General features: G+C 67.8%; 13 protein-coding genes. 11 read left to right on the top strand and 2 right to left on the bottom strand.

Translation table 11 applies throughout. The features are described 5' to 3' along the window. The first annotated feature begins 3 nt into the window (after positions 1-3). The 7 genes from nuoL to KF780_09885 all read left to right on the top strand — a co-directional run bounded on the left by nuoL (position 4) and on the right by KF780_09885 (position 8,513). Complete coding sequence (nuoL, locus tag KF780_09915; protein MBX3562113.1) at positions 4-2,058, top strand: NADH-quinone oxidoreductase subunit L; 2,055 nt, start codon at positions 4-6, stop codon at positions 2,056-2,058. 1 nt (position 2,059) lies between these two features. Next, on the top strand, positions 2,060-3,589 hold the full coding sequence (locus tag KF780_09910; protein ID MBX3562112.1) for an NADH-quinone oxidoreductase subunit M: 1,530 nt from the start codon (positions 2,060-2,062) through the stop codon (positions 3,587-3,589). Next, the gene (gene nuoN, locus KF780_09905) at positions 3,589-5,031 is read left to right on the top strand and encodes an NADH-quinone oxidoreductase subunit NuoN (GenBank protein MBX3562111.1); all 1,443 of its coding nucleotides are present in this window, start codon (positions 3,589-3,591) and stop codon (positions 5,029-5,031) included. The genes KF780_09910 and nuoN overlap by 1 nt, the downstream gene beginning before the upstream one ends. Further along, the gene (locus KF780_09900) at positions 5,016-5,711 is read left to right on the top strand and encodes a biotin--[acetyl-CoA-carboxylase] ligase (protein MBX3562110.1); all 696 of its coding nucleotides are present in this window, start codon (positions 5,016-5,018) and stop codon (positions 5,709-5,711) included. Before nuoN ends, KF780_09900 begins: the two co-directional genes overlap by 16 nt. 11 nt (positions 5,712-5,722) lie before the next feature. Continuing rightward, entirely contained in the window at positions 5,723-6,505 is a 783-nt protein-coding gene (locus tag KF780_09895; GenBank protein MBX3562109.1) for a type III pantothenate kinase, read from the top strand. A gap of 103 nt (positions 6,506-6,608) precedes the next feature. Continuing rightward, a complete protein-coding gene (locus KF780_09890; GenBank protein ID MBX3562108.1) occupies positions 6,609-8,246 on the top strand; it encodes a ribonuclease J in 1,638 nt (545 codons plus the stop codon). A 3-nt stretch (positions 8,247-8,249) separates the two neighbouring features. Then, entirely contained in the window at positions 8,250-8,513 is a 264-nt protein-coding gene (locus KF780_09885) for a DUF1467 family protein (GenBank protein ID MBX3562107.1), read from the top strand. Here the strand turns inward: KF780_09885 and KF780_09880 are convergent, their stop codons facing one another. Beyond that, positions 8,514-10,805, bottom strand: coding sequence for a hypothetical protein (locus KF780_09880; protein MBX3562106.1), 2,292 nt, complete (start codon positions 10,803-10,805; stop codon positions 8,514-8,516). Between the two features lie 68 nt (positions 10,806-10,873). Here KF780_09880 and KF780_09875 point away from each other — a divergent pair, with 68 nt between their 5' ends. From KF780_09875 to KF780_09865, 3 genes are all read left to right on the top strand, one after another. Next, positions 10,874-11,176 (top strand): Hpt domain-containing protein, encoded by a 303-nt coding sequence (locus tag KF780_09875; protein ID MBX3562105.1) that lies wholly within the window; start codon positions 10,874-10,876, stop codon positions 11,174-11,176. 238 nt (positions 11,177-11,414) lie between these two features. Next, entirely contained in the window at positions 11,415-12,824 is a 1,410-nt protein-coding gene (locus tag KF780_09870) for an amino acid permease (protein ID MBX3562104.1), read from the top strand. Positions 12,825-12,833: 9 nt separating this feature from the next. Next, positions 12,834-13,448, top strand: coding sequence for a peptidylprolyl isomerase (locus tag KF780_09865; protein MBX3562103.1), 615 nt, complete (start codon positions 12,834-12,836; stop codon positions 13,446-13,448). Positions 13,449-13,719: 271 nt separating this feature from the next. Here KF780_09865 and KF780_09860 read toward each other — a convergent pair whose 3' ends face one another. Continuing rightward, positions 13,720-14,355, bottom strand: a complete 636-nt coding sequence (locus tag KF780_09860; protein ID MBX3562102.1) for a carbonic anhydrase — start codon at positions 14,353-14,355, stop codon at positions 13,720-13,722. Between the two features lie 65 nt (positions 14,356-14,420). Here KF780_09860 and lipA point away from each other — a divergent pair, with 65 nt between their 5' ends. Then, positions 14,421-15,356 (top strand): lipoyl synthase, encoded by a 936-nt coding sequence (lipA, locus tag KF780_09855; GenBank protein MBX3562101.1) that lies wholly within the window; start codon positions 14,421-14,423, stop codon positions 15,354-15,356.

Raw genomic sequence — 15,356 nt, 5'->3', positions numbered from 1 at the left:
GAGATGGTCCAGGCGATCGTCTTCCTGCCCTTGCTGGCGGCCATCATCGCCGGCCTGGGCGGCCGGTTCATCGGCAAGACTGCGGCAAAGCTGGTCACGACCGGTGCGCTGTTCGTCGGCATGGGCCTGTCCTGGCCGATCTTCATCGGCTTCATGACGGGCACTGAGGAAAGCGCGCTCCACCCGGTCCTGGCCTTCATCCATTCCGGCGACCTGATGGTCGACTGGGCGCTGCGCGTCGATGCGCTGACCGCCGTGATGCTGGTCGTCGTCACCACCGTCTCGGCGCTCGTCCACCTTTATAGCTGGGGCTATATGGCGGAGGACGACAGCCAGCCCCGCTTCTTCGCCTATCTCAGCCTCTTCACCTTCGCGATGCTCATGCTCGTGACGGCGGACAATCTGGTCCAGATGTTCTTCGGCTGGGAGGGCGTGGGCCTCGCTTCCTATCTCCTGATCGGCTTCTGGTATCACAAGCCCAGCGCCAACGCGGCGGCGATGAAGGCCTTCCTCGTCAACCGCGTCGGCGATTTCGGCTTCAGCCTCGGCATCTTCGCGACCTTCCTGGTCTTCGGCACCGTCTCGATCACCGAGATCCTCGCCGCCGCGCCCAACATGACCGGCTCGACGATCGGCTTCCTCGGCATGCGCATCGACACGATGACGCTCATCTGCATCCTGCTGTTCATCGGCGCGATGGGCAAATCGGCGCAGCTCGGCCTGCACACCTGGCTGCCGGACGCGATGGAGGGTCCGACCCCGGTCTCCGCCCTCATCCACGCCGCGACGATGGTCACGGCCGGCGTGTTCATGGTCTGCCGCCTCTCGCCGATGTTCGAGACGAGCGATGCCGCCTTGGCGCTCGTCACCTTCGTCGGCGCCGCCACCGCCTTGTTCGCGGCGACGGTCGGCATGGTGCAGAACGACATCAAGCGGGTGATCGCCTATTCGACCTGCTCGCAGCTCGGCTACATGTTCTTCGCGGCGGGCGTCGGCGCCTATGGCGCGGCGATGTTCCACCTCTTCACCCACGCCTTCTTCAAGGCGTTGCTGTTCCTCGGCGCGGGCTCGGTCATCCACGCGATGCACCACGAGCAGGACATGCGCTATTACGGGGGCCTTCGTAAGCATATCCCGCTCACCTTCTGGGCGATGACGCTCGGCACGCTCGCCATCACCGGGGTCGGAATCTACTGGCTCCATGCGGGCTTTGCCGGCTTCCACTCCAAGGACGCGATCATCGAGGCGGCGTTCGCGAGCGGCGTGAGCTTCGGCGGTTTCGCCTTCTTCGTCGGCGTGTTCGCGGCGCTGCTCACCAGCTTCTATTCGTGGCGGCTCATCTTCCTGACCTTCTTCGGCACGCCGCGCTGGACCCAGTCCGAGCATATCCGGCACGCGCTCCACGGCGATCACCACGATCATCCGGACGCGGAGGATGCCGGCCACGACACGCACGAGCATGAGGCCGGCGCGCACGACATGGCGGAAGGCACCGGCGGCTATCACCCGCACGAAAGCCCCTGGACGATGCTGGTGCCGCTCGGCCTGCTGTCGCTGGGCGCGGTCTTCGCCGGCTATGTCTTCACCGGCTATTTCATCGACGCGGAGCAGGGCGCGCGCTTCTGGGCCGGCTCTATCGCCTTCGACACGCACCTAATGCACGCGATGCACGAGGTGCCGCTCTGGGTGAAGCTGTCGCCTGCGGTGGCGATGCTGATCGGCCTTTCGATCGCCTTCTACGCCTATATCCGCAACACCCGCTTCCCGGCGGCGGCCGCGGCCAATCTCGGCACCCTGTACCGCTTCCTCCTCAACAAGTGGTATTTCGACGAGATTTTCGACATCCTCCTCGTGCGCCCGGCAATCTGGCTCGGCCGCATCTTCTGGAAGCGCGGCGACGAGGGGACGATCGATCGCTTCGGCCCGAACGGCGTCGCCGCTCTGGTCAAGGCCGGCACCCGCGTCACCGCGCGGTTCCAGACCGGCTATCTCTACACCTATGCGCTGGTGATGCTGCTCGGCATCGCCGCCGCGACAACCTGGGCGATGGCGCGCTGACATGGACGGCTTTCCCATCCTTTCCGCGATCCTCGCGCTGCCGATCCTGGGCGCGGCCGCCTGCCTGTTCGCCGGCGCGAACGGCGCGCGCTGGATCGCGCTCGGCACCACGCTGGCGACGCTCGCGCTCTGCATCGGCCTGTGGCTGACCTATCAGGTCGGCGGCCCGCAATGGCAGTTCGTCGAGCGGGCCGAGATTTTCGGCGACACCTTCGCCTGGGCGCTCGGCATCGACGGCATCGCGCTGATGCTGATCGTGCTGACCGCCTTCCTGATGCCGATCTGCATCGGCGCGTCCTGGGAGGCGATCGACCGGCGCGTCCCCGAATATATGGCGCTGTTCCTGTTCCTCGAGACGCTGATGCTCGGCGTCTTCATGGCGCAGGATATCTTCCTCTTCTACATCATGTTCGAGGCCGGCCTGATCCCGATGTATCTGATCATCGGCATCTGGGGGGGCGCGAACCGGATCTACGCCGCCTACAAATTCTTCCTCTACACCCTGCTCGGCTCGCTGCTGATGCTGGTCGCGATGCTGTGGATGGTGAATTTCGCCGGGACGAGCTCGATTCCCGAGCTGCTCAACACCGATTTCCCGCCGCAGGCGCAGACCTGGCTCTGGCTCGCCTTCTTCGCCAGCTTCGCGGTGAAGATGCCGATGTGGCCGTTCCACACCTGGCTCCCGGACGCGCACGTCCAGGCGCCGACGGCGGGCTCGGTCATCCTCGCGGGCGTGCTGCTGAAGCTCGGCGGCTACGGCTTCGTCCGCTTCTCGCTGCCGATGTTCCCGGAGGCGTCGGCCCAGCTGGTCTGGATCATCTTCGGCCTGTCGATGGCCGCCGTCGTCATCACCTCGCTGATCGCCCTGGTGCAGCAGGACATGAAGAAGCTGATCGCCTATTCCTCGGTCGCCCATATGGCGTTCGTGACCATCGGCCTGTTCACCTTCAACCGGCAGGGGATCGAGGGCGGCCTCGTCGTCATGCTCTCCCACGGCCTCGTCTCGGGCGCGCTCTTCCTGTGCGTCGGCGTGGTCTACGATCGGATGCACACGCGCGAGATCGCGAAATATGGCGGCCTGTCCAACAACATGCCGGGCTATGCCCTGCTCTTCATGCTGTTCACCATGGCTTCGGTCGGCCTGCCGGGCACGTCGGGCTTCGTCGGCGAGTTCCTGAGCCTCACCGGCGCCTATATGGCGAACTCCTGGGTGGCGGCGGTGGCGACCACCGGCATCATCCTGGGCGCGGCCTATATGTTGCTGCTCTACTGGCGGATCGCCTTCGGCGTCGCGCGCACGGAGGAGGCGGCGACGCTGCCGGATCTCTCGAAGCGCGAATGGGCCTTGCTCGCGCCGATCGCGGCGGCCGTCCTGTGGATGGGCGTCTATCCGGAGAGTTTCCTGCGCGTCATGCGCGACGACGTGGCGATCCTGCTGGCGCGGGTCGAGCGGGCGGCGCCGCAGGGCGATGCGCTGCTCACGGCAGGTGCGCCCGCCGCCGACGCGCATCATGATGAAGGCGCTCATTGATGACCCTGTGGCAAACCCTTCAGGCGATCGGCCCGGAGATCATCCTCGCGATCGGCGCGACCGATCTGCTGCTGCTCGCCGCCTTCTCGAAGAATCCGAACGTCATCCGCACGATCAGCGTGATGTCGGTGATCCTGCTGCTCGGCGCGTCCGCCGCCTTGCTCGGCCCGGCCTCTTACGCGGGCGATCTGTTCGGCGGCCAGTTCCGCGCCGACGCGTTCGGCGCCTTCGCCAAGCTCGTCATCTTCCTCGCCTCGGCGGTCGCGATCGCGATGGCGCCGGGCTTCCTTCGGCGCGAGGGCGAGGCGCATGGCGAATATCCGGTGCTGATCCTGCTCGCCGCGCTCGGCATGAGCATCATGGTCTCCGCCGGCGACCTGCTGATGCTCTATATCGGGCTCGAGCTGAACAGCCTCGCCGCCTATGTCCTCGCCGCCTTCCTGCGCAACGATGCGCGCTCCTCCGAAGCCGGCCTCAAATATTTCGTGCTCGGCGCGCTCGCCAGCGGCATCCTGCTTTACGGCATCTCGCTGCTCTACGGCTTCACCGGCACGACGATGTTCGACAGCATCGCCGATGCGCTGGCCCGGGACGTCTCGCTGGGCGCCCTGTTCGGCATCGTCTTCGTCCTCGCGGGCCTCGCCTTCAAGGTCAGCGCCGTGCCGTTCCACATGTGGACGCCGGACGTCTATGAAGGCGCGCCGACCCCGGTGACGGCCTTCTTCGCCACGGCGCCCAAGGTCGCGGCGGTCGCGATCCTGGTCCGCATCGTGATGGAGGGCATGGGCCCGGCCACCGACGCCTGGCGCCAGATCGTGATCTTCGCGGCTTTGGCCTCGATCGTGCTGGGCGCCGTCGCCGCGATCGGGCAGACGAACATCAAGCGCCTGCTTGCCTACAGCTCGATCAACAATGTCGGCTTCCTGCTCGTCGGCCTCGCCGCCGGCACGCCGGAGGGCGTCGCGGCGATGCTCTTCTACCTCGTCGTCTATGTCGTGATGACGCTCGGTACCTTCCTGGTCGTCCTCAGGATGCGCGACGAGCATGACCGTCCGGTCGAGACGATCGCCTCGCTCGCCGGCCTGTCGCGCAGCCGCCCGATGCTGGCGATGGCGATGGCGATCTTCATGTTCTCGATCGCCGGCATCCCGCCGCTCTTCGGCTTCTGGCCGAAATTCCTGATCTTCCAGGCGGCGGTGGCGGCGGACCTCACCTGGCTGGCCGCGATCGCGATCGCCGCCTCGGTGATCGGCGCCTATTATTACATCATGATCGTCAAGGTCATGTATTTCGACGATCCCGCCCCGGCCTATGTGCGCGAGCAGGAACCGGTCGGCACTGGCCTCATCCTCGGCTCGGCCCTGTTCGTCTCGCCCTTGGGCTATCTGACGATCCCGCTGCTCGGCCCGGCCACGGTCGCGGCCGCATGGGCCCTGTTCTGATCCGCACCGTCGCCGAAACCGGTTCCACCAACGACGATCTCGCCGCGCTCGCCCGGGATGGCGCCCCGGAAGGCACCTGGCTGCGCGCCGAGCGCCAGACCGGGGGCAAGGGCCGGCAGGGCAGGGCCTGGCTCTCCCCGCCCGGCAATCTCTACATCTCCACCCTGGTCCGCCTGCGCCCCACCGACCCCCCCGCGCCGACGCTGGCCCTCCTCGCCGCAATCGCCCTGCACGAAACGGTCGCGCTCCACGCCCCCGGCGTCATCATCAAATGGCCGAACGACCTGATCGCCGGGCCGGCCAAGCTCGCCGGCATCTTGCTCGAACGGCATAAGGAGGCCGTCGTCATCGGTTTCGGCGTCAATCTCGCCCACGCCCCCGATCTCCCCGATCGCCCCGCCATCAGCCTCGCCGATCTCGCCGGCATCCCGCAAAACCCCGCGGCCTTCGCCGAAATCCTCGCCGAAACCCACGCCCGCTGGCTTTCCCGCTGGCGCGCCGAGGGCCTCGCCCCCATCCGCAAGGCCTGGCTCGCCGCCGCCCATCCGATCGGCACCGCGTTCTCCACCAGCGAAGGGCAGGGCCTGTTCGACGGCCTCGACGAAGCCGGCGCCCTGCGCCTGCGCCTTGCCGACGGCACCACCCGCGTCATACATGCGGGCGACGTGTTCCTGATCTGAAGGCCATCACGATGCTTCTCGCCATCGACGCCGGCAACACCAACATCGTCTTCGCTTTGGTCGAGGACGGGGTCATCCGCGCACGCTGGCGGATCGCGACCGATCCCCGGCGCACCGCCGATCAATATGCCGTCTGGCTGCACCAGCTGCTCGAGCTGGAGGGCTTCACCCGCGCCGACGTTTCCGCCGTCATCATCGGCACGGTCGTCCCGCGCGCGCTCCACAATCTCGAGGTGCTGGCCTCCAAATATTTCGGCGTCGAACCGCTAATCGCGGGGGAGGGCGCGGCCGATTGGGGGATCGAGCTGGACGTCGCCGAGCCCGGCTCGGTCGGCGCCGATCGCGCGCTGAACGCCATCGCCGCCCATGCCAACCATGAAGGCGACCTCATCGTCATCGATTTCGGCACGGCGACGACTTTCGATCTGGTCGATTATTCCGGCGCCTATAAAGGCGGGATCATCGCGCCGGGCATCAATCTGTCGCTGGACGCGCTGGTCGCCGCCGCCGCCAAGCTGCCCCGCGTCGCGATCGAGGCGCCGGACAGCCGCACCGTCATCGGCCGCACGACCGAGGCGCAGATGCATATCGGCATCTATTGGGGCTATGTCGCGATGATGGAGGGGCTGGTCGCCCGGATGAAGGCGGAGGTCGGCCGCCCGGTCACCGTCGTCGCCACCGGCGGCCTCGCCATCCTGTTCGATCAGCACACGGAGCTGTTCGACGCGATCGAGCCGGACCTGACGATCCAGGGCCTGGCAATGCTTTACGCGCGGAGCCGGAACGGCGTCTGATCGTCATTGCGAGGAGCGCAGCGACGCGGCAATCCAGATTTTCCCGCATATTCGCAACTGGATTGCTTCGCTTCGCTCGCAATGACGGCTAAGCGGAAAAGATATGAAACCCGGCAACGAACTTCTCTTCCTCGCGCTCGGCGGCTCGGGCGAGATCGGCATGAACGTCAATCTCTATGGCTGCCAGGGCAAATGGCTCATGGTCGATCTCGGCATGACCTTCGCCGATCCGGCCTATCCGGGCGTCGAACTGGTCCTGCCCGATCTCGCCTTCATCGAGCAACGGCGCGACGATCTGCTCGGCGTCGTGCTGACCCATGGCCATGAGGACCATATCGGCGCGATCCCCTATCTGGCCGGCGATCTCGGCGTGCCGCTCTACGCCACGCCCTTCACCGCCGGTCTGATCGCCGGCAAGCTGGAGGAGGAGGGGCTGTCGCAGGACGTGAAGGTCAACGTGATCGACATGCTGAGCGACTTCGAGATCGGCCCGTTCGGCCTCAGATATATCCCGCTCGCCCATTCGATTCCGGAGGGCAATGCGCTCCTGATCTCAACGCCTTACGGGCGTATCTTCCATACCGGCGACTGGAAGCTGGACGATGCGCCGCAGCTCGGCGATCCATCGACCGAGGCGGAATTGCGCGCGATCGGCGACGAGGGCGTGCTGGCCTTGGTCTGCGATTCCACCAACGTCTTCCAGGAACAGCCGTCCGGCTCCGAAGCCGGCGTGCGCGAGGGGCTGGACGAGGTGATCAAGGGCGCCACCGGCCGCGTCCTCGTCACCACCTTCGCCTCCAACGCCGCCCGCCTCAAGACGCTCGGCCATGTCGCGCAGGATACCGGGCGCCAGGTCTGCGTCGCCGGCCGCAGTTTGGACCGCATCCTGCGCGTTTCGAAGAGTGTCGGCTATCTCATTGATTTTCCAGAGACGATCGATTTCGAAATGGCGATGCGGCTGCCGCCGCCCGAAGTGCTGATCATCGCCACGGGCGGGCAGGGGGAGAGCCGCGCCGCGCTCGCCCGCATCGCCTTCGGCCAGCACAAGCTCGCCCTCGATCCCGGCGATCTCGTCGTCTTCTCGTCCAAGCAGATCCCCGGCAACGAGATCGCGATCGGCCGCATCCAGAACGAGCTGGCGGGGCAGGGGATCGAGATGATCACCGATCGCCAGGCGCCGGTCCATGTGTCCGGCCATCCCGGCCGCCCCGAGCTCGCCGCGATGTACGACTGGATCCGGCCCGAGATCATCGTCCCGGTCCATGGCGAGATGCGCCACATGATGGAGCAGGCCCGCTTCGCCCGTGCCCGCGGCGTGCCGCACGGCATCGTCCAGAAGAACGGCGACCTCATCCGCCTTGCGCCCGATGGGCCGGCCAAGCTCGGCGAGGAACGGGTGGGGCGCCTGATCCTCGACGGCGACGTCATCCTCAATGCCGACGGCACCACCATGAACGAGCGGCGCAAGCTGGCCTTTCAGGGGTTGATCTCGGTCGCCATCGCGCTCGACGATGCCGATCGCGTCGTCGGCGACGTCGAGATCGACCTGATGGGCGTCCCCGTCGAGGAGGACCGCGCGACCTTCCTCGAGGAAGCCTGCGACGCAGCCCGCGCCGCCGTCGCGAAGCAGAGCGGCAAGGAGGACAAGCTCCGCGAAGAGGTCCGCCTCGCCGTCCGCCGCTGCGCCACCGATTGGACGGGCAAGAAGCCGGTCGTTACGGTGCTCCTGGTCCGGACCTGACCCATGAAACTCACCTCGATCCTCGCCATCTATCTGCTCTTCTGGATGATGAGCCTGTTCATGGTCCTGCCCTGGGGCGTGCGGACCAGCGAGGAGGCGGGCGCGGAGCCCGTCGCCGGCCATGCCGAAAGCGCGCCGCATAGCTTCAGCTTCGCCCGCGTCGCGCTGCGCACCACGATCGTCTCGGCGATCCTGTTCGGCCTCTTTTATGCCAATTACACGCAGGGCTGGCTGACGGTCGACCAGCTCGACTGGGCGAGCCGCTAGCTATTTCCGCAGCCGGTCGATCGCCTGGGCGAGCGCGACATAGAGCTTGCCCATGTCGGAGGAGAGCAGGGTGACGCCGAGCGTCGCACCCTCCCGGTCCGCCAGCACGCGCCGCAGCATCGTCTCGAAATCGTGGATGTAGCGGTTCACCTGGTCGCGGAAATCGGCCTCCTCCTCGTAATGGCGCTGCACCTCGCGCGCTTCGCCGGAATCGAGCAACCGCACCGCCCGCCGCGTAAAGACGCCCCGGTCGCCCTTCAGATAGGCCGCCCAGGCGGTATCGGCGACCTCGTTGGAGAGGAGCTTGTTGACGTCGATCGAGGTGGAATTCAGCGCTTCGATCAGGAGCGACACGCGCCGCGACAATGCGCCCGCATCGCGCTCCTCGCGCGCCGCCTGGTCCTCGGCGATCCGGTCCTCCATCGCCGCCGCCGTCTCGCTCATCACGAGGAGCTGGCGGGTCAGCCGCTCGCTCGCCTGGCGCGCGACCGTTATCGCGTGCTGGGAGGCGCCGGCGATCTCCGCGAGCTGTTCCTGTAGCGGTTCGCCGACCGCATCGCTCATCGCCTCGCGGCTCGCCTCGGCCAAAGCGGCGACGCTGTCCGGGATCGCCGACAGGATCGCCTCGCGGGCATGCCCCGCCGCCTGGTTCGCGGCCTCGCGCACCCGGACCAGCGCCTCGATCAGCTGCGGCCCGGTCTCCTGCACCAGTCGGGCGGCGGCGGCGTCCGTCTCGCCGACCGATCCGCCCAGCGCCTGCAATTTCTCGCCGGCCTGGGCGACCGCGCCCTCGACGGTGGCGATCATCGCGTCGAGCGCCGCGCGCTGGCGTGTCGCGCTGGCTTCGCTCTCGCTCATCGATTCCGCGGCGAGCGCGGCGGCGGCCTGCACCGCTTCCATCTCCGGCACGACCGATTTCACCGCCTCGCGGGTCCGCTCCGCCTGGCCTTCGACTTCGCCCAATGCGCCGATCAGCAGCTCGCGGAACTGCGCCGAAACGCCGGTCAGCGCGTCGGCCATTTCGTGGGTGCGGTCGATCAGGTTGCCGGACGCGGTGTTGCCGGCCTCGATCTCGTTTTGGAGCTGCCGGGCGACGTCGCGCAATACGCCCAACGCCTGGGTGAGCCGAATATTCTGCTCCTCGCCCGCAGCGCCGAGAGCCGCCAGCCTGCCATCCAGCTCGCCCAGCTGCCCGCTTATGCCTTCGATCAGCGCCCGGCTCGCCGCTTCCTGCGCCTCCAGCCCGGTGGCCAGCGCCGCGATCTTGGTCTCGGCCGTCTCCAGCGCGGCGGTCAGCCGCTGCGCCGCCTCGGCGCCGGCCTGCTCGAAGGCGGCCCGGCTCTGCTCGACCATCGCCAGCATCGCCTGGCCCTGCGTCTCCAGCCCGCCGCGCGCGCGATCAACCGATTCGGCGGCCCGCGCCATCGCGCCGTCCACCGCCGCGTTCATCTGCGCCGACGCCTCGTTCATCCGCTCGGCCGCCGCGCCGGCGCTGCTTTCGATCCGTGCGACATGAGCGCCCAGCCGCTGGGCCGCACCGCCGACCGTTTCGTCCGCCTCGCGCCCGCGCGCGCTCAACGCTGCCAGGTGGCCCTCGAGCGCCGCCGCCTGCTCATGCGCGGCAAGCCCCGCCGCGCGCAGCGATTCGGCCGCCGCGCGCGCCTGTTCCTCGGCGCGGGGAAGATCGGCCAGCAGCACGCCGACATCGACCCGCGCGCTCGCCGCCGCATTGTCCAGCGCCTGCGCGCTGCGGTCCACGCCCGCGCTGGCCTCGGCCAGCGCGCGCGTCACGCATCCGAGCCGGTCCGAAGCCTCGTCGCCCAGCGCCATCAGCCGCGCCGCCTCGTCGCCCAGCGCGGCGCGATTCTCCCGAAGCCGCGCCGCGACGATGCCGAGCAGGCTTTCCAGCGCCTGGCTTTCGGCGCGCATCGCGGCGACGGCGCGGGTGAAGGCTTCGGTCTCCCGGCGGGAGCTTCGCCCGAACATCGTCCAGGCAAGGCCGAGCAGGATGAGCGGCGCGCAGACGGTCGCGGCCCAGCTCGCCCAGGCGGTCGCGCTCCAGCCCGGCCAGGCCGTGAGGATCGCGTAGCCGGCAAGCCCCAGCCAGGCGATGGCCAGCATGGCGAGCAGCCCCGCGAAAACGCGGATGCCGGCCGATCGCGGCGCCGGCTCCTCCTCGGCAAGATATTGATAGTCGAACGATTCGGTCGCGGCGGGCACGGTCTCTTCCGTGCGGCCCCAAACCGTTTCGCCCTGCGGCTGCGCCTCGGCGCGCTCGGCCCCCATGCTCATGGCCTTTTGTATCACTTTGGGGCGGATATGAAACGGGGCGTTAACACGGCTCGGCCCATAAACCGGGCATGGCATATGATCCGGGAGCCTTGACCGCCTCGCTGGCCGCCGCCGTCGGCAACGATTCGGGCCTCGTCGACGAGCTGCGCGGCGCGTTCATCGAAAGCGCGGCGCGCCAGCTCGATCTGATGAACCGCGCGCGCTGCGACGCGAACTGGACCATCGCCGCCGCGCGCCTGAAGAGCGTCGCCGCCAGCTTCGGCGCGAACGGCCTCGCCGCGCTCGCCGACGAGGCGCTGGAGGGCGCGCCGGGCGATCCGGTCGTCCGCCGCAAGATCGCCGCTGCGATCGACGATTTCGCGGCGGGGTGAGCTCCTTCAAACTCCCACCAATCCCGCTCATCCTGAGTAGCCAGTGAGCTTGTCGAACTGGCGTATCGAAGGACGTACAGCTTACTCACCCGGTCCTTCGATACGGGCCTTCGCCAGGCTCAGTCCCTACTCAGGATGAGCGGGAAGGGGATATTGCGAATCCCTCATTTTGCCGCTTGCCGTAACCCCGCCGACCGCCCCAATGTGTGCGCGCATATGAAGCTTTGGAGGGGCGCGCGTGGCGAACTGGAATACGAAGAAGCCGATCACGACGGCGGACGAGATCGCCCCCGAGCACCGCCTTCAGCGCACGCTCTCCTGGCCGCACCTGATCGCGCTCGGCGTCGGCGCGATCGTCGGCACGGGCATCCTCACCCTGATCGGCGTCGGCGCGGCCAAGGCGGGGCCGGCCGTCATCCTCTCCTTCGCCATTGCCGGCCTGATCTGCGCCGCCGCCGCGCTCGCTTATGCCGAGATGGCGACGATGATCCCGGCCTCGGGCAGCGCCTATACCTACACCTATGTCGTGCTCGGCGAATTGCTCGCCTGGGTGGTGGGGTGGAGTCTCATCCTCGAATACAGCCTGGTGGTGAGCGCCGTGGCGGTGGGCTGGTCCGGCTATGCCGCGCCGCTGCTGCAGGCCTGGGCCGGCTTCCCGCTGGCGCTGTCGAGCGGGCCGGAGCTGGGCGGCATCGTCAATCTGCCGGCCATCTTCATCATCTTCGTTGTCGCCGGCCTGCTCATTGTCGGCACGAAGGAAAGCGCGACGGTGAACGCGATCCTCGTGGTGGTGAAGATGCTCGCCCTCATCGTCTTCGTCGCCGTCACCCTGCCTTATTTCAACGCCGCCAATTTCGACCCGTTCATGCCCTTCGGCTTCCCGAAGAGCGGCGCACCCGGCGCGGAGGTCGGCGTCATGGCCGCCGCCGCGATCATCTTCTTCGCATTCTACGGCTTCGATGCGATCGCTACGGCGGCTGAGGAGACCAAGAATCCCGGCCGTGACCTGAAGATCGGCATCGTCGGCTCGATGCTGGTCTGCGTCGCCATCTATATGGCGGTCGCCGCCTGCGCGATCGGCGCCATCGCTTATGCCCGCTTCGCCAACAGCCCGGAGCCGCTGGCCCTCATCCTGCGCGAGATCGGCCAGCCGCTCGCCGCGCAATATCTCGCCGTCTCGGCGGTGATCGCCTTGCCCACCGTCATCCTCGCCTTCTTCTACGGGCAAAGCCGCATCTTCTTCGTGATGGCGCGCGACGGGATGCTGCCGCCCCGGCTCGCCAAGGTGTCCGGGCGCGGCTCGCCGGTGCGGATCACCTTGTTCACGGCGGTCATCGTCGCCATCCTCGCCGGCTTCATCCCGCTCGCCGAGCTGGCAGCGCTCGCCAATGCCGGCACGCTGACGGCGTTCAGCGCGGTGGCCCTGTGCATGCTGGTCATGCGCCGCCGCGCGCCCGATGCGCCGCGCACCTTCCGCACGCCCTTCGCCTGGCCGGTCGGGATCGTCGCGATTCTCGGTTGCGCCTATCTGATCTACAGCCTGCCGCAGCAGACGCAGATCTGGTTCCTCGGCGCCCATGTCGTCGGGCTCATCCTCTATCTGCTCTACGGCAAGCAACGCAGCGTGCTGACCCGGGCATCGGCGTAGGGCTGACCGATGCTGCGCGCGCTCGGCCTGTCGGTTCTGCTCTGCCTCGCCGCGCCCGCGCTGGCGCAGGACGAAGCGCCGGCGGCCAGCCCGGCGCCCGAAACCGCCCGCATCGTGCTGGCCACGCAGGCCGGCGACATCGTGATCGAGGTGGAAACGGAGCGCGCGCCCGTCACCTCCGCCAATTTCCTGCGCTATATCGATGATGGCCGGCTGGACGACACCGAATTCTACCGCGCGATGAAGATCGGCGAGGAGGAGGGGCTGGTCCAGGGCGGAGTCCGCGATCCGCGCCGGCTCTTCCCGCCCATCGCGCACGAACCCACCACGCAGACCGGCCTGTCCCACACCGACGGCGCCATCTCGCTCGCCCGCACCACGCCGGGCACCGCCGCCGCCGATTTCTTCATCATCCTGGGCGATCGCATGGTCGGTCTCGATGCCGGCCCCAATGCCGGCGGCGATCTGCTCGGCTTCGCCGCCTTCGGCCGCGTCGTCGAAGGCATGGACGTTGTCCGCCGCATCCTCGACTCCCCCACTTCGCCGACCGAAGGCGAGGGCGTCATGCGCGGCCAGATGCTGGAGCCGCGCATCCGGATCGTGACGGCTAGGCGGGCGGAATAGAGGACTGCCATCGTAAATGGCCGTTATGGGCAAGAAGCGGCCATGAATCTCCCCTCCCTTGAAAGGGAGGGGCTGAAGAGCCGCAACGGGTCGAAAACGGATCTCCCGCCACCTGCTTCCAATGTAGGAAAAGCTCTGTCACCCTCCCGGCATGCCCGAGTCTGTCGCCCTTTCGCGCCGGAGCGGCTCTTTGGAGCCCTTCGGCCCGTCGGGCTGGGGGCGATGCCCCCGCACGTGGCGTCAACTTCGTCAACTTCCGCGCGCGAATCGCTCAGGCCAGCACGAACCGGTCCAGCGCGTGGTCGTAGAGGTGCAGCACCCCGTCCGAGATCGCGAAATAGGCGCCGTGCAGTTTCAGCGTCCCGGCATCCTCGCGCTCCGCGACCCAGGGGAAGGTGCGCAGGTTCGCCAGTGAGAGCCTCACTCCCTCCAGCTCCATCTCCTGAAAGGCGGCGCGGTTCATCTCCGGATATTTGCGGCGGACGCGGCCGCGCGCCTCGGCCAGCATCTCGATCCAGTGGGCGATGAAATGGCCGGCGCCGTGCCCGGCATCGTCGAACTGCCCGGTCAGCGCCGCCGCGCAGCCGCCGCAGAAGCCGTGGCCCATCACCACCAGCTCGGACACTTCGAGCTGCGTCACCGCGAATTCCAGCGCCGCCGACACCCCGTGATAATTGCTGTCCGGCTCGAAGGGCGGGACGAGGTTGGCGACGTTGCGCACGACGAACATCTCGCCGGGCCGCGCGTCGAAGATCTGCGCCGGATCCACCCGGCTGTCCGAGCAGGCGATCACCATCACCTTCGGGCTCTGCCCTTCGGCCAGCTCCGCCCATTTCTCGCGCTGTTCGGTCCAGCCATGTTGACGGAAGCGGCGATAGCCAGCGAGGAGCGTGTCGAAATCCTTCATGCATCGCCCGTACCGGGAGAGGGGGAGGGGTGGCAAGTCGCCGCGACAGTCGCTATCTCGCCGCCATGAGCGAAGCCGATCCGATCCCGCCGCAGCCGGCGAGGCCCCGTCAGCGCAAGCCGGACTGGATCCGGGTGAAGGCGCCGATCAGCCAGGGCTATATGCAGACCAGGGCGCTGATGCGCCGCCTCAACCTCGCCACCGTGTGCGAGGAGGCGGCCTGCCCGAATATCGGCGAGTGCTGGACCAAGAAGCACGCCACGGTGATGATCCTGGGCGATACCTGCACCCGCGCCTGCGCCTTCTGCAACGTGAAGACCGGCATGCCGCGCCTCGTCGATCCGCTGGAGCCCGAGCATGTCGCGACGGCCGCCGCGGAGCTGGGGCTGGAGCATATCGTCATCACCTCGGTCGATCGCGACGATCTGCCCGACGGCGGCGCCATGCAGTTCGTGAAGGTGATCGAGGCGCTGCGGCGCAACACACCGAAGACCACGATCGAGATCCTGACCCCCGATTTCCGCAACAAGTCGGAAGCGGCGGTCGAGAAGATCATCCAGGCCCGCCCGGACGTCTACAACCACAATCTGGAGACGGTGCCGCGCCTCTACCCGACGATCCGCCCCGGCGCGCGCTATTATGCCTCGCTGCGGCTGCTGGAGAGCGTGAAGCGGCACGATCCGTCGATCTTCACCAAGTCCGGCGTGATGGTCGGCCTCGGCGAGCAGCGGCTCGAGGTCCATCAGGTGATGGACGACATGCGCTCGGCCGACGTCGATTTCCTGACCATGGGCCAGTATCTCCAGCCCACCCCGCGCCACGCCAGGGTCGAGGAATTCGTCACGCCACAGGCGTTCAGCGCCTATGCCGCCATCGCCCGCGCCAAGGGCTTCCTCCTCGTCGCCGCCAGCCCGCTGACCCGCTCCAGCTATCATGCCGGCGACGATTTCGAGAAGATGCGCGCCGCGCGCGAGGCGAAGCTGGCGGTCGCCGCCGGCTAG

This window comes from Sphingomonas sp., from assembly GCA_019635535.1.
GTDB lineage: Bacteria > Pseudomonadota > Alphaproteobacteria > Sphingomonadales > Sphingomonadaceae > Allosphingosinicella.
The sequence above is the reverse complement of the archived record's forward strand: the minus strand, read 5'-3'. Positions and strand labels throughout refer to the sequence as shown.

Bases quoted from the DNA above. Each gene is read 5' to 3' on its own strand.
- KF780_09860 (MBX3562102.1), bottom strand. From the start codon at position 14,355: ATGAAGGATTTCGACACGCTCCTCGCTGGCTATCGCCGCTTCCGTCAA.
- nuoN (MBX3562111.1), top strand. From the start codon at position 3,589: ATGACCCTGTGGCAAACCCTTCAGGCGATCGGCCCGGAGATCATCCTC.
- KF780_09890 (MBX3562108.1), top strand. From the start codon at position 6,609: ATGAAACCCGGCAACGAACTTCTCTTCCTCGCGCTCGGCGGCTCGGGC.
- KF780_09910 (MBX3562112.1), top strand. From the start codon at position 2,060: ATGGACGGCTTTCCCATCCTTTCCGCGATCCTCGCGCTGCCGATCCTG.
- KF780_09900 (MBX3562110.1), top strand. From the start codon at position 5,016: ATGGGCCCTGTTCTGATCCGCACCGTCGCCGAAACCGGTTCCACCAAC.
- lipA (MBX3562101.1), top strand. From the start codon at position 14,421: ATGAGCGAAGCCGATCCGATCCCGCCGCAGCCGGCGAGGCCCCGTCAG.
- KF780_09880 (MBX3562106.1), bottom strand. From the start codon at position 10,805: ATGAGCATGGGGGCCGAGCGCGCCGAGGCGCAGCCGCAGGGCGAAACG.
- KF780_09895 (MBX3562109.1), top strand. From the start codon at position 5,723: ATGCTTCTCGCCATCGACGCCGGCAACACCAACATCGTCTTCGCTTTG.
- KF780_09875 (MBX3562105.1), top strand. From the start codon at position 10,874: ATGGCATATGATCCGGGAGCCTTGACCGCCTCGCTGGCCGCCGCCGTC.
- KF780_09885 (MBX3562107.1), top strand. From the start codon at position 8,250: ATGAAACTCACCTCGATCCTCGCCATCTATCTGCTCTTCTGGATGATG.
- nuoL (MBX3562113.1), top strand. From the start codon at position 4: ATGGTCCAGGCGATCGTCTTCCTGCCCTTGCTGGCGGCCATCATCGCC.
- KF780_09865 (MBX3562103.1), top strand. From the start codon at position 12,834: ATGCTGCGCGCGCTCGGCCTGTCGGTTCTGCTCTGCCTCGCCGCGCCC.